The organism is Stenotrophomonas sp. AS012628, from assembly GCF_010608305.1.
GTDB lineage: Bacteria > Pseudomonadota > Gammaproteobacteria > Xanthomonadales > Xanthomonadaceae > Stenotrophomonas > Stenotrophomonas geniculata.
In genome coordinates, this window is the sequence record NZ_VMBJ01000021.1 from 40,697 (window position 1) to 53,586 (window position 12,890).

Here is a 12,890-nt window from a genome sequence, read left to right on the forward strand (position 1 = left end):
TGATTCACGCCAGCGCCGCATCCACGGCGGCCCGCGCATGCAGTGCAGTGGTATCGAACAGCGGCACTGTGCTGTCCTCCGGCCGTACCAGCAGCATGATCTCGGTACAGCCGAGGATGATGGCCTCGGCGCCGCGCGCGACCAGTCTCTCGATCACGCCGGCGTAGACCTGTCGTGAGTGTTCGCTGACCACGCCGGCGATCAGTTCCTGGTAGATGATGTCGTGCACGCTGCGACGATCATCGGCTTCGGGAACCAGGACCTCCAATCCGAAGCGATCCTGCAGCCGGCCGCGGTAGAAGTCCTGCTCCATGGTGAAGGCGGTGCCGAGCAGGCCCACCTTTCGCGCGCCTGCCTGCACGATGGCCTGGGCGGTGGGGTCGGCGATATGCAGCAGTGGCAGTGGGCAGGCCGCCTCGATGCGGTCGGCCAGTTGGTGCATGGTGTTGGTGCAGACCAGCAGCAGATCGGCACCACCGGCCTGCAGGCGCCGTGCGGCCTCAACCATGTGGTCGCCCAGTGCATCCCAGTCGCCGTCGTGCTGCAGCTGCTTGATCGGGGCGAAGTCCACCGACCACAGCAGCAGCTGCGCCGAATGTGCGCCACCGAGGCGCTGCCGCACGTCCTCGTTGATGAGCCGGTAATACTGCGCCGAGCTTTCCCAGCTCATGCCGCCGATCAGGCCAAGGGTCTTCATGCACAGCTCCATGCCGGGGAGCCGTCATTGCAGCACAGCCGATGCGGGAGTTGCACCACACATTAGCGATTGCTAATGTGTTGACCATGATCGAGAACGCCCTGTTCAAGGCGCTGGCCGACCCGACCCGCCGCCACATCTTCGAAAAGCTGGCCGAGGGCGGGCAGCATGCCAGCGCGCTGCGCGAGGGCGTGGCGATCAGCCAGTCTGCGATGTCCCAGCACCTGGCAGTGCTGCGCGATGCCGGGCTGGTGAGCGAACAGCGCCAAGGCCGCTTCGTCTACTACGAGGTCGATCCGCGCGGACTGGCCCACATCGGCAACTGGCTGCAGCGCTACCGGGCCTACTGGCCCGCGCGTATGGATGCCTTGCAGGATCTGCTGAAGGAGATGGATTGATGGACGACGTTCTGAACGAAGCGGCTCCTGCGTTGGTGATGGAGCAGTGGCTGCCAGCGCCACCGGAACGGGTCTGGCGCGCACTGTTGGACCCGGCGCTGCGTGAGCGCTGGTTGCCCGCAGCCGATCTTGCCGACCCGCAGCCCTGCCTGTGCGAGGAGGGACGGGAGCTGGGCTTCCGCTTGCGCGATGCGCAGCCCCCACATCTGCACAGTCTGGTGTGTTTCCGGCTGCGCGCGGATGGGGGTGGAGGGACGGTGCTGACCATCGTGCATCGGCTCACTGACCGGCGTTCTCTGATCCCGCCGGCTTCCAACGATGAGCATCGCACGGTGATGCGCGCGGCTTGAACCAGCGCTTGGATCGAACGCTATAGGGAGCAGGCACATGCGGGACAGGATGCAGCTGGTACCGATGGTGGTGGAACGCAGCGAGCGCGGCGAGCGTTCCTATGACATCTACTCGCGGCTGCTGCGCGAGCGCATCATCTTTCTCAACGGCGAAGTCGATGACACCGTGTCGGCGCTGGTCTGCGCGCAGCTGCTGTTCCTGGAATCGGAAAACCCGGAGAAGCCGATCCATCTGTACATCAACTCGCCAGGCGGAGTCATTTCCAGCGGCTTGGCGATGTACGACACCATGCAATACATCTCGGCCCCGGTGCATACGCTGTGCATGGGCACCGCGCGGTCGATGGGGTCGTTCCTGCTGATGGCCGGCGAGCCCGGTCACCGCGCGGCGTTGGCCAATGCCAGCCTGCACGTGCACCAGCCGCTGGGCGGGGTGCAGGGCCAAGCTTCGGACATCTTCATCCACGCCGAGGAGATGCAGCGCACCAAGCAGCGCATCACCCGACTGTATGCGCAGCATTGCGGACGCAGTGTCGAGGACGTCGAGCAGACCTTGGACCGCGATCGTTTCATGAGTGCCGAGCAGGCATGCGAATGGGGCCTGATCGACCAGGTACTGGTACGGCGCGACGCGCTCGCTGCCTGAGCCGGCCTCTGTAACCACCACATCCACGCTGTGCTGTATGTGCCGCGCGCTGCAGGCGCGTTCTATGCTGGTTGCGTCTTCTGAAGTGGATGTGCGCTATGGCCCTGCATACCTGGTGGTGGTTCCTGGCCACGGTGTTTGTTCTGTGTGGCACGCCGGGGCCGAACATGCTGCATATCCTCGGCCGCAGCGTCGGACTCGGCTTCCGCGGCAGTGTGCCGGCGATGGCCGGCTGCCTGCTGGCGATGCTGCTGGTGCTGGCCGCGTCCGCTGCTGGCCTGAGCGCATTGCTTCATTCCTCGCCGATGCTGTTCGAAATGCTGCGCTATCTGGGTGTGGCCTACCTGGCCTGGCTGGGCCTGAAGGCATGGCGCGATAGCTGCCGTCCCGCGCCTGCGGTGACGGTGGATGCCGCACTGCCGATGACGCCGACGCTTGGTGCCTGGACCGTGTTCCGTGGTGGCCTTCTGGTGGGCCTGAGCAATCCCAAGCTGCTGCTGTTCGCGGCGGCGTTCCTGCCGCAGTTCGTCGATCCGTCACGCGGCCAGGCACTGCAGTACAGCGTGCTGGTGGCCACCTTCGCCGCCTGCGAACTGTTCTGGTACGTGATGTATGCAGCCGGTGGCCATGGCCTGCGCCGCTGGCTGGCCAAGCCGTTTGCACGACGCTGGTTCGAGCGGCTGGTGGGCAGCGTGTTCCTGGCGTTTGCCGTCGCGCTGCTGCGCTTCCGTCCGCGCTGATTCACGCCGCGCACGCGGCCTGTTCACGACTGCCGCATCGGCCACGGCCTAGCCTGATCATCCAGTACGCAGTCCCTGCGGGGAAAGGTTTGACATGATCAAGTGGGCCATCATCTTCGCCATCATCGGCGTCATTGCGGGCGTGCTCGGCTTCGGTGGCATTGCCGGCGCCGCGGTCGGCATCGCCAAGTTCCTGTTCTGGGCCGGCATCATCATCGCCGTGGTGCTGTTCCTGCTCGGCATGACCGTAGCGAAGAAGGTCAGCTAGCGTTGATCGCGCAGCAGCGTGCTCAGTGTGCGCTGCTGCGCGAGAACAGATTGATCACCAGTACACCGGCGCAGATCAGGCCGATGCCGATCAACGCGGGTGCATCCAGGCGCTGCTTGAACACGACCAGCCCGATCAGCGAGATCAGCACGATGCCGACGCCGGACCAGATCGCGTAGGCGATGCCGGTCGGAATCGTTCCTCCTCGTCCAGTGGACGCCCATAGGCCGTGGCCCAGTAGCCATCGGCAGCGCAGCGCGCCGCGTACAGCCGGGGATCGTTGGCTTCGCCGGCGAATTCGGCCAGCATCGCACGCTTCCAGGTGCGCCAATGCGCGAGCAGGGCCGGTTCCATCAGGTTGCCGAGGGTCAGGCCGATGTCGTTGTCCTGCTCCTGCTGCAGCAGATGCTCGAAATTGGCCTGCACATAGGCGCGGCTGAAACGGCCATGGCCTTCGGGATTTTCCTGCAGCAGGGCGCGTACCCGCGCTTCGAACTCGCCGATGAGCGCTCCGACGGCTTCATCCACCAGTGCCTGCTTGCTGCTGAAATGATGGAACAACGCACCCTTGCTGACACCAGCGGCCTGCGCGACGTCCTGCACGGTCAGCGCGGCCAGGCCGTTACGGCCGATCACTTCAATGGTGGCCTGCAGCAGTGACTGGCGCACGCTGTCGGGCGCCTTGCGGCGCGAACGGGAGGGGGATGCGGACATGGTGGGAAGAAACCGACTGGACGGTACGATTGTAGCGCAGGCCCGCTGTGTTGCCGCGCGCTGCCGGCCTGGACCGGCAGCGGAACCGTCATGCGTCGACGCGGGCGAAACGTGGTTGCGGTCCGTGCTCGCCGGGCACCTGCTCGACGAACATGGCGTACGGGCGTACCCACAGGCCGCCTTCGCCATACAACGCGCGGTACAGCACCATCGGCTGCAGGGTCTCGCTGCTGCGGACGATGTCCAGCACTTCGTACTCGCCGCCCTTGAAGTGGCGGTAGCGGCCCGGGGCCAGGGTGGGGAGCGGACTCAGCTCAGCCATGGTGGGCGCGACTCACTTGCGCGCCGGGCTGGCCGGCTTTGCGCAATAGGCGTTGATGGCTTCGGCGGTATTGGCCAGGCCCTGTGCCTGCGCCAGTTCCCACGGGCGTTCGCAACGCTGGCTGTGCTCGCACCACTGGTAGCCGGCCGAACCGATGCAGCCATGCGCATCGCGATCACCGCCGACCACCGGCGTGGCTGTCGCTTGGGCGTGCGTGGGTGCCTTGTCCAGGCTGGCGCAGGCGACCAGGACCAGTAGCGCGGGAATCAGAAGAAGGGATTTCATCGGCGGAGCTCCGTGCCCAAAGCAACAGTGTCGGCCGCAGGAAAAACGGCAGCAAGTGCTCAGTGCAGGGCGGCGCGGATCAGTTCCTCGATCAGCACCAGATAGCTGGCCACGAAGTAGAACTTCAGCAACGTCCAACGCTGCTGCGAGAAGAAGGTGCGCATGTGGAAGGGGCCCCTGTTGGTGACGGTAGTGTGAAGCTCTGTCAACTCCGTGACAAGGGTCACGAAAGGGATTCACTAAACGGCCTCAGGGATGTGAGGGCGGGGCGGTCTGACAGTCCGGCGCGGCATTTTCGTACAAATCTGATAGGCCATCCCGGAGGTGCTCGCTAGCCTGATGGTGTACCGGCGCTCAGGGGCTTCCGCTGCCGGCGTGCCTTCATTCCGCAGGAGTCTTCCAATGGTCATTACCGTTCAATGCAACGCCCGGCACTGGTCCGTACTGGATCCGCAGGCGCATGACGCCACCCGTTATGCACGGGGCGCCGAGGCTTTCGATGTCGCTGCGGCGCGGGCCCTGGAGCACCACCGCCGTACCGGCCAGCGCAGCACGGTACGGGTTGAGGCGCTCGGCAATTCGGTGGACGCACTCCACGTCGGAAGTTGACACCACCGGCTGAGGCGCAGTCAGCCACGGTTGAGTTGTTTGAATGGGGAAAAAACCGCCGTGGGGCGCCCCCCTGTGCGCCGCGCCACGAATCCTCGATGCTTGCGCCATCGTATTCATCCGGAGATCCCGATGGGCAAGGCACTCACCTGGCGCACCCTGGCCTGCACCCTGCTGCCAATGCTGGCGGCCGCGGGCGGCGCGCAGGCGCAGAGCTATGGTTACGGTTATGACGACGATCGCTACGGCGGTCGTGATGGCGGCGGCATCGTACGCTGCGAATCGATCAAGAACCGCAGCAATGAATGCCGCCTGGAAGGCCGTGCCCGGATGATCCGCCAGTTGTCGGGCTCGCCGTGCGTGGAAGGCGAGACCTGGGGACAATCGCGCTATGGTGTCTGGGTTACCCAGGGCTGTCGTGCCGAGTTCGTTGGCGAGTACCGCCGCGGCGGTGGCTGGGGTGGTGGCCATGGCAACGGCTGGGGCAATGGTGGCAATGGCTGGGGTGGGGGTGAGGTGATCACCTGCCATTCCAACGGTCATCGCCAGGAGTACTGCGATGCGCGCATCCGTCGTGGTGTGCGCCTGGTCCGCCAGGATTCACGCAGCGCCTGCATCGAGGGCCAGACCTGGGGCTGGGACCGCCGTGGCATCTGGGTCAGCGACGGTTGCCGGGCGCAGTTCCAGGTGAATTGAGCACGCGCCTCGAAAATCAGAATAATCTGATACAGCTCACATTTTGAACGTCGTATCTTCTGCGATCAGGGCACCTCTACGTGCCCCTGATCCGCCGCGATGAAGTCTGCCGTAACCGGCACGCCCATCCCGCCACCGTCGATACGCTGCCTCAAGGAGTGAGCTGCATGTTGATCCGCCTGCAATGCGAGCAACGCCAATGGCGCGTGCTGCACCCGGACCGGCCGGAACCGATCGAGTTCCGCGATGGTGCCCGGGCCTACGATTTCGCTGAAACCCTTGCACGCCTCCACTTCGTCGACACCGGGCAGCGCGCTGCGGTGCGGGTGGAGGCCAGCGGCGCGTTCGTGGAAGCGGTCAGCTACGGCTGAGGGCTGGGGCTCCCTGATCTGTCCCCACGCATGGCGTGGATCGACCCCTGTTCCGCAGTGGATCCACGCCATGCGTGGATCCACTGGGTGGTGACCGGTCTCAGCCTGCCGCGCTGAGCGGCGGGGTCCCGGCAGCCAGCTGCGGCCAGCGCTTGAGTACGGCCGCGCGGATGCCTGCGGCGTCGATGCCGGCTTCGGCCAGCAGGTCCTCGCGGCTGGCGTGGTGCTGGTAGCTGTCGGGCAGGCCCAGGTGCAGGATCGGGCGCAGCACGCCTTCGGCATTGAGCAGCTCACCGACGCCGGAGCCGGCGCCACCGGCCACCACGTTGTCTTCGATCGTCACCAGCCCCTCGTGCTGGGCGGCGACAGCCAGCACCAGCTCGCGGTCCAGCGGCTTGATGAAGCGCATGTTGACCACGCTCAGGCCCAGTTCGCGGCCAACCTGTTCGGCGGCGGCCACGGTGCTGCCGAAGGCGAGCAGGGCGATACGACTGCCCTGCAGGCGCAACTCGCCCTTGCCGATCGGCAGGGTGGACAGGTCGGTGCCGGCAGCCACGCCGGTGCCGGTGCCGCGCGGATAGCGCACGGCGGCCGGGCCCGGGTGCTGCAGGCCGGTGCTGAGCATCTGCCGGCACTCGGCTTCATTGGATGGCGCCATCACCACCATGTTCGGCACGCAGCGCAGGAAGCTCAGGTCGAGGTTGCCGGCGTGGGTCGCACCGTCCGGGCCGACCACGCCGGCGCGGTCGATCGCGAACAGTACATCCAGGTCCTGGATGGCCACGTCGTGCACCAATTGGTCGTACGCGCGCTGCAGGAAGGTCGAATAGATCGCCACCACCGGCTTGCCACCCTGGGTCGCCATGCCGGCGGCCAGCGTGACCGCGTGCTGTTCGGCAATCGCCACGTCGAAGTAGCGCTGCGGGTATTCCTTGCTGAAACGCACCAGGCCGGAGCCTTCGCGCATCGCCGGGGTGATGCCGTACAGGCGCGGCTCGGCGGCGGCGGCATCGCACAGCCAGTCGCTGAACACGTCGGTATAGGTGGGCTTCTTGGCGCCAGCCTTGGCCACCAGGCCCTTGTCCGGATCGAACGGACCCACCGCGTGGTAGCCGATCTGATCGCCTTCGGCCGGCTCGTAGCCCTTGCCCTTTGTCGTCATCACGTGCAGCAGCTTCGGGCCCTTGGAGGCGCGCAGCGTCTTCAGCGTGGACAGCAGGGCGGGCATGTCGTGGCCGTCGATCGGGCCGGTGTAGTGGAAACCCATTTCCTCGAACATCGTGGACGGCACGAACATGCCCTTCCAGTGTTCTTCCCAACGCTTCACGAAGCGCGCCGGGTTGTTCTTCTTGTCGCCGAGGATCTTCTTGCCGCCTTCGCGCAGTGCATTGAGCGTGCGGCTGCCGGTAGCACGGCCGAGCATCTTGGTCAGGCCGCCGACCGCCTCGGAGATCGACATGTTGTTGTCGTTGAGGATCACCAGCAGATTCGGTTCCGGCTCCATGCCGCCGGCGTGCATCAGCGCTTCGAAGGCCATGCCGGCGGTCATCGCACCGTCACCGATCACCGCAACGACCTGGCGGTTGTCGCCTTCGGACTGGCGAGCGATGGCCATGCCGAGCGCGGCCGAGATCGAGGTCGACGAATGGCCGACGCCGAAGGTGTCGTACTCGCTCTCTTCACGCTTCGGGAACGGTGCCACGCCGTCCTTCTGCTTGACGGTGTGGATCTCGTCGCGGCGACCGGTCAGGATCTTGTGTGGGTAGGTCTGGTGACCGACGTCCCAGACCAGCTGGTCCTGCGGGGTCTGGTACAGGTAGTGCAGGGCCACGGTGAGTTCGATCACGCCCAGACCGGCGGCGAAGTGGCCGCCGCTCTTGCCCACCGACTCGATGAGGTAGGCACGCAGTTCGTCGGCGACCGCCCTCATTTCGGATTCGTCGAACGTGCGCAGGTCATCCGGTGTCTGGATGCGCGCGAGGCGGGGATAGCGGGCAGAGTCGATCATCATGTTCGCACTTGTTCTGAACGCCCATTTTCGCCCTCAAACGGGGGTGGGGCAAGCAAACGCCGCCGCCCGTGACAGGACGGTGAGGGTTGCATTTTCGGCGGTTCAGGTGCTCAGTTTTGAACGCTTCGGCAATTGCGCCTTCAGGAAGGCCATCTGGTCGGCCAGGATGTTGCGGTTGGACAGGATCAGATGCTCGATCCAGCTGGGCCGGTAGGGCACCGCCAGCAGGGGCATTCCGGCCTGCTGCGGGGTGCGGTCGCTCTTGCGTGAATTGCAGTGGAAGCAGGCGGTGACCACGTTTTCCCAGCAGTCCAGCCCGCCCTTGGACAGCGGCATGACGTGGTCGCGGGTGAGCGTGGGGCGGTTGAACTGCTGGCCGCAGTACATGCACAGGTGGGCGTCGCGGGCGAACAGGGCCGGGTTGGTCAGGTTCGGCGTCGGGTCGATCGCGCGGGAGCGGGCGTGGCCGCGCGCGGCGATGATCGGGTGCAGGTCCATCCCGCTCTGCAGGCCGCTGAAGCGGTTGGTGCCGCCATGGATGTGCAGGCAGGGATCGCCGAGTGTCCAGGCGACGGCTTCGCGGGCGTAGAGGCACGCCGCATCCTGCCAGGTGATCCAGTCCAGTACGCGTCCGTGGGCATCAAGCGAGAGCAGCCGGACCGAACCGGGGCGATGCAACGTCGTGGCGTTGGGCGATGCTTCGGCGCCCGGAGCAGAAAACGGAGCTCCGGCTTCGATCAGACCCAAGCGTGTAGTGTCTGTCTCCATCGGGAGAACAGCTTATACCTGAATGTTGACGATTTGTGTATCGCCCGTCGGCGATACGCAAATCGTCAACATTCAGGTCCGCGCATTCCGCATCCCAGCCCGCCGATGGCGGGTTGGGATGCCCACGCATTCCTCCTATCCCCTGCGCCGCCGGCGCGCCCCCCTTAACAAAGGGGGGCTTTTCTCCAGGTGGATTTCGGTGGTTTTCATCCACGCATGACGTGGATCTACGCAGATCGCGGGGAACTGTCAGAGGCGGGGAGGTGTGGGGTGGCAGGACCGTTGGCGCCATGGATGGCGCCATCGAGCCCCCAGGGATGGGTTTACGGCGTGTCCTGCCAGCCCACACCGCCCCGCCATCCACCGGGATCCAGCTGTTGCTTTTGCGGTTGCCGGCCAGCGGCCGGCACTACCGCGGCAGCCCGGCTCAGGCGCCGAAGCGCTCGTCGTCCATGGCCATCAGCGGGGCGGCGCCGGCCTGGATGGCGGCGGCGTGGCTGAGCGTGCGCGGCAACACGCGGGCGAAGTAGAACCGCGCGGTCTCGCGCTTGCCTTGGGCGAAGGCGGCGCCGTGCGCGCTGGCATCGGCGGCGGCCACGCTGCGGGCCCACCAGTAGGCCAGAACCACGTACCCCGAATAGAACAGGTAGTCGTAGCTGGCCGCACCCAGTTCGTCCGGGTTGGCGGCCGCGCGCTGCAGCACGTCCAGGGTCAGCTTGCCCCATTCGGTGGCCTTTGCGCGCAGCGGGCCGATGAACTCGGCCAGCGCTTCGTTGCCCTCGTGTTCCTTGGCGAAGGCTTCGATCTCGGCCAGCATCAGCTTCAGGCCGGCGCCCTGGCTGGACGCGGTCTTGCGGCCGATCAGGTCCAGTGCCTGGATGCCGGTGGTGCCTTCATAGAGCGTGGTGATGCGGGCGTCGCGCGCCAGCTGCTCCATGCCGTGCTCGCGGATGTAGCCGTGGCCACCGAAGCACTGCAGGGCGTTGTAGGTGTTCTCGATACCCCACTCGGTCTGGCAGGCCTTGGAGATCGGGGTGAGGAAGCTCACCAGGGTGTCGGCGCGCTCGCGCTCGGCGGCGTCCTCGGCATGGTGGGCGACATCGATCAGGGTGGCAGCGTGCAGGGCCAGCAGGCGGCTGCCCTCGACCAGCGACTTCACCGTCAGCAGCATGCGACGCACATCCGGGTGGACCAGGATCGGGTCGGCCGGCTTGTCCGGGAACTTGGCGCCGCTGAGGGCGCGCGACTGCAGGCGCTCACGGCTGTACTTCAGCGCGTTCTGGTAGGCGCGCTCGGACAGGCCAATGCCCTGCAGGCCCACACCCAGACGCGCGGTGTTCATCATGGTGAACATCGCCTGCAGGCCCTTGTGCGGCTGGCCGACCAGGTAACCCTGCGCACCATCGAAATTCATCACGCAGGTGACCGAACCCTTGATGCCCATCTTGTGCTCGATCGAGCCGCAGCGCAGTGCGTTGCGCTCGCCGACGTTGCCGTCGCGGTCGACCTTGAACTTGGGGGTGACGAACAGCGAGATGCCCTTGGCGCCCGGAGGGGCGTCAGGCAGCTTGGCCAGCACCAGGTGCACGATGTTGCCGGTCAGGTCGTGCTCGCCGGCGGTGATGAAGATCTTGGTGCCGGTGATCGCGTAGCTGCCATCGGCATTCGGCTCGGCCTTGGTCTTGAGCAGGCCCAGGTCGGTGCCGCAGTGCGGTTCGGTCAGGCACATGGTGCCGGTCCAGCGGCCTTCGATCAGCGGCTTGAGGAAGGCCTCGTGCTGCCAGGCTTCGCCGTGCTGCTTCAGCGCTTCGATGGCGCCGTGCGAGAGCAGCGGGAAGTTGCCCCACGCCAGGTTGGCGGCGTTGATCATTTCGTTGAGCGGCACGCCCAGGGTGTGCGGCAGGCCCTGGCCGCCCAGTTCCGGCGAGGCGGTCAGGCCGGTCCAGCCGCCATCGACGAACTGGTCGTAGGCCTGCTTGAAGCCAGGCGGGGTGGTCACTTCACCGGTGGCCTGGTCGAGCACGCAGCCGATCTCGTCGCCGACGCTGTTGAGCGGGGCCAGCACGGTGGCGCTGAAGCGGCCGGCTTCTTCCAGCACGGCATCGACCACGTCGGCGGTGGCGTCGGTGAAGCCCAGGCGGGCGAACAGGGGTTCGACCTTGAGCACGTCGTGCAGGGCGAAACGGAGGTCGGAAAGCGGGGCGGTGTAGCTGCTCATCGGTACGTCTCGATTTGATCAGGGACAGGGGGAGCGGCGCCGGGCGCCGCGGCGGAAAGCGGGAGTCAGCGCAGCACGCCCGGCAGGCCCGGGGCCTGGTTGAGGGTGCTGCGGCTGCTGATGTCGAAGCTGCGCTGCTTCTTTTCCTGCGGCGTGGCCGCCACCGTTCCCTTCAGGCCGTAAGCCAGGGTGCGGTTGCTGGCCAATGCGTCGGCCACCACCAGGCGCGCGGCCGAACTGGGCACGAGGTCGACCTGGATGACATCGGCCGAGGTGCCGCCGATGGAGATGCCCGGCTTGGCCTGCAGGGTGCCGGCGTCGCTGTCGCCGACGGTCAGTGCCAGCGCGACGTCATCGAAGGTCATTGGCATGGAGCTGTAGTTCTGCAGGCGCAGGGCCACGGTCCAGTTGCCGTCGGCGCGCACGGTCAGCTGCTGCAGGCTGGCCGCCGGTTCCGAAACACGCTTGACGATGCCGTTGTTGCAGGCAACAAGGGCGAGGGTGCACAGGACGATCAAGGCGATACGGAAACGGTGGAGCATGGGCGCAGGTCCTCTGGAGGGGTGCGTTGGATAAGCATACTACGGCGTATGGTCGTTTGGATCGCCTGTGGCGACCCGTCGCAGAGGGTAGCGCGTGAAGATGGCGGCCGGGCGTGCGCGGCGCCGGATGGCGCGCGCGTGGTGCGCCGGATGCGGGGAGGTTCAGTCGGCGGGTGTATCGCGAATCGGGGCCATCAGGCGCAGTGGGCCGAGGTCGTAGCCCATGGCTTCGGCTTTTTCTTTCAGCTGTTCGAACCGGGCGCGATCCATTTCCGGCAGGCGCGAGAGAATCCACAGGTACTTGCGGTCCGGTTCACCGACCAACGCCCACTGATAGTCCGGATCCAGTGCCAGGACCCAGTAGTCGGCCCAGACCAGCGGCACCCAGCTCAGCCAGTCCGGCACGAAGCGCACCTGCAACTGGCCGGGATGGCCGGCGACCGGGCGTGCTACGCCTTCAGCAACCACACGTTCTCCGTCGCCGTTGCGGCAGGCGTTGGTGACACTGATGCGGCCATCGCGGCGCAGCCCGTAGTTGGCGGTGATTTCGCCGACGCACTGCTTCTGGAATGACACCGGAAGATGCGCGATCTCGTGCCACTGGCCGGCATAGCGATCGATGTCCAGCGTGTCGACCGCGCGCACCGGCTCGGCGGCGATCACCGGCAGGGCGGCCAGCAGCAGGCAGGCGAGCAGGGCGGGGCGCAGAGGCATCGACAGGCTCCAGGCAGGAGTCTGGAGCGTAGGTGCCGCGGCGCGCGGCGGTGTAAATGTTTCGTCAACCGGACGGCGGTGGGCTGGCATGTATCGAGGCCAGGCGTGGATCGCAGATCGCAGACAAAAAAAGACCTGCATTTCTGCAGGTCTCTGAAGATGGTGGCCGAAGACGGAATCGAACCGCCGACACGGGGATTTTCAATCCCCTGCTCTACCAACTGAGCTACTCGGCCACATGTTTCGTTGCAGCGAGGTCGCTGCCAAGGACGCGTATATTACGGAGGTCGCCTGCCTTCGGCAAGCGTTTTGCCAAGATTTCTTCACATTGCCGTCTGCGCGCGCGCAAGTGCTTGATCCTCCGTTGTGGGGCGGGGCGTGGCCAATCGATCATGGCCTGCGGTGGAAATCAGCAGGTCGCCGCGATCGCCAAAGCTGCAGGGGCAAGGGGGGCGCCGGACCCGCGCGGGTCCGGGCAATGGAACGCTGTTTTCGTGGCCGCCATCGGGGATCGCCGCGGCGTAGTGTCGGCAGTCCTTTC

17 protein-coding genes, 1 tRNA gene and 1 pseudogene are annotated in these 12,890 nt (G+C 66.1%); 8 read left to right on the forward strand and 11 right to left on the reverse strand.

Annotated elements, in window-relative coordinates; all coding sequences use genetic code 11:
* Positions 1-4: 4 nt before the first annotated feature.
* On the reverse strand, positions 5-697 hold the full coding sequence (locus G5A07_RS11265; RefSeq protein ID WP_053443330.1) for an aspartate/glutamate racemase family protein: 693 nt from the start codon (positions 695-697) through the stop codon (positions 5-7).
* Positions 698-783: 86 nt separating this feature from the next.
* Here G5A07_RS11265 and G5A07_RS11270 point away from each other — a divergent pair, with 86 nt between their 5' ends.
* From G5A07_RS11270 to G5A07_RS11290, 5 genes are all read left to right on the forward strand, one after another.
* Entirely contained in the window at positions 784-1,095 is a 312-nt protein-coding gene (locus tag G5A07_RS11270) for a metalloregulator ArsR/SmtB family transcription factor (RefSeq protein WP_019660556.1), read from the forward strand.
* The gene (locus tag G5A07_RS11275; protein ID WP_053443329.1) at positions 1,095-1,445 is read left to right on the forward strand and encodes a polyketide cyclase; all 351 of its coding nucleotides are present in this window, start codon (positions 1,095-1,097) and stop codon (positions 1,443-1,445) included. Before G5A07_RS11270 ends, G5A07_RS11275 begins: the two co-directional genes overlap by 1 nt.
* Before the next feature lie 37 nt (positions 1,446-1,482).
* Complete coding sequence (locus G5A07_RS11280; protein WP_191863321.1) at positions 1,483-2,091, forward strand: ATP-dependent Clp protease proteolytic subunit; 609 nt, start codon at positions 1,483-1,485, stop codon at positions 2,089-2,091.
* Between the two features lie 98 nt (positions 2,092-2,189).
* Positions 2,190-2,831, forward strand: coding sequence for a LysE family translocator (locus tag G5A07_RS11285; protein WP_191863322.1), 642 nt, complete (start codon positions 2,190-2,192; stop codon positions 2,829-2,831).
* A 94-nt stretch (positions 2,832-2,925) separates the two neighbouring features.
* Positions 2,926-3,099 carry a DUF1328 domain-containing protein gene (locus G5A07_RS11290; RefSeq protein ID WP_006380555.1) on the forward strand — a complete coding sequence of 58 codons (174 nt, stop codon included), beginning with the start codon at positions 2,926-2,928 and terminating at the stop codon, positions 3,097-3,099.
* A 22-nt stretch (positions 3,100-3,121) separates the two neighbouring features.
* Here the strand turns inward: G5A07_RS11290 and G5A07_RS11295 are convergent.
* The 4 genes and pseudogenes from G5A07_RS11295 to G5A07_RS11310 all read right to left on the reverse strand — a co-directional run.
* Positions 3,122-3,298, reverse strand: a pseudogene (locus tag G5A07_RS11295) (SMR family transporter); the annotation flags it as partial.
* Positions 3,244-3,813: a TetR/AcrR family transcriptional regulator gene (locus tag G5A07_RS11300; protein ID WP_191863323.1), complete on the reverse strand. Its 570-nt coding sequence runs from the start codon at positions 3,811-3,813 to the stop codon at positions 3,244-3,246. The gene G5A07_RS11300 and the pseudogene G5A07_RS11295, both read right to left, overlap by 55 nt.
* Positions 3,814-3,901: 88 nt before the next feature.
* Positions 3,902-4,135 (reverse strand): DUF1653 domain-containing protein, encoded by a 234-nt coding sequence (locus G5A07_RS11305; RefSeq protein WP_005410421.1) that lies wholly within the window; start codon positions 4,133-4,135, stop codon positions 3,902-3,904.
* A 12-nt stretch (positions 4,136-4,147) separates the two neighbouring features.
* Positions 4,148-4,420, reverse strand: coding sequence for a hypothetical protein (locus G5A07_RS11310; protein WP_010486501.1), 273 nt, complete (start codon positions 4,418-4,420; stop codon positions 4,148-4,150).
* Positions 4,421-4,822: 402 nt separating this feature from the next.
* On the opposite strand from G5A07_RS11310, the gene G5A07_RS11315 reads away from it, so the two are divergent.
* The 3 genes from G5A07_RS11315 (at position 4,823) to G5A07_RS11325 (ending at position 6,096) form a co-directional block, all read left to right on the forward strand.
* Complete coding sequence (locus G5A07_RS11315) at positions 4,823-5,029, forward strand: hypothetical protein (RefSeq protein ID WP_010486505.1); 207 nt, start codon at positions 4,823-4,825, stop codon at positions 5,027-5,029.
* Positions 5,030-5,161: 132 nt separating this feature from the next.
* Positions 5,162-5,725, forward strand: coding sequence for a DUF3011 domain-containing protein (locus G5A07_RS11320; protein WP_010486507.1), 564 nt, complete (start codon positions 5,162-5,164; stop codon positions 5,723-5,725).
* Between the two features lie 167 nt (positions 5,726-5,892).
* Positions 5,893-6,096: a hypothetical protein gene (locus G5A07_RS11325; protein ID WP_005417823.1), complete on the forward strand. Its 204-nt coding sequence runs from the start codon at positions 5,893-5,895 to the stop codon at positions 6,094-6,096.
* A gap of 100 nt (positions 6,097-6,196) precedes the next feature.
* Here the strand turns inward: G5A07_RS11325 and dxs are convergent, their stop codons facing one another.
* From dxs to G5A07_RS11355, 6 genes are all read right to left on the reverse strand, one after another.
* Positions 6,197-8,104, reverse strand: a complete 1,908-nt coding sequence (dxs, locus tag G5A07_RS11330) for a 1-deoxy-D-xylulose-5-phosphate synthase (protein WP_191863324.1) — start codon at positions 8,102-8,104, stop codon at positions 6,197-6,199.
* A 105-nt stretch (positions 8,105-8,209) separates the two neighbouring features.
* Positions 8,210-8,875 carry an HNH endonuclease gene (locus tag G5A07_RS11335; protein ID WP_019336875.1) on the reverse strand — a complete coding sequence of 222 codons (666 nt, stop codon included), beginning with the start codon at positions 8,873-8,875 and terminating at the stop codon, positions 8,210-8,212.
* A 427-nt stretch (positions 8,876-9,302) separates the two neighbouring features.
* On the reverse strand, positions 9,303-11,093 hold the full coding sequence (locus G5A07_RS11340; RefSeq protein WP_010486514.1) for an acyl-CoA dehydrogenase C-terminal domain-containing protein: 1,791 nt from the start codon (positions 11,091-11,093) through the stop codon (positions 9,303-9,305).
* Positions 11,094-11,158: 65 nt separating this feature from the next.
* The gene (locus G5A07_RS11345) at positions 11,159-11,635 is read right to left on the reverse strand and encodes an LEA type 2 family protein (protein ID WP_049401709.1); all 477 of its coding nucleotides are present in this window, start codon (positions 11,633-11,635) and stop codon (positions 11,159-11,161) included.
* A 162-nt stretch (positions 11,636-11,797) separates the two neighbouring features.
* Complete coding sequence (locus tag G5A07_RS11350; protein ID WP_049437370.1) at positions 11,798-12,349, reverse strand: lipocalin family protein; 552 nt, start codon at positions 12,347-12,349, stop codon at positions 11,798-11,800.
* A gap of 160 nt (positions 12,350-12,509) precedes the next feature.
* A tRNA-Phe gene (locus G5A07_RS11355) sits at positions 12,510-12,585 on the reverse strand.
* Positions 12,586-12,890 lie beyond the last annotated feature (305 nt).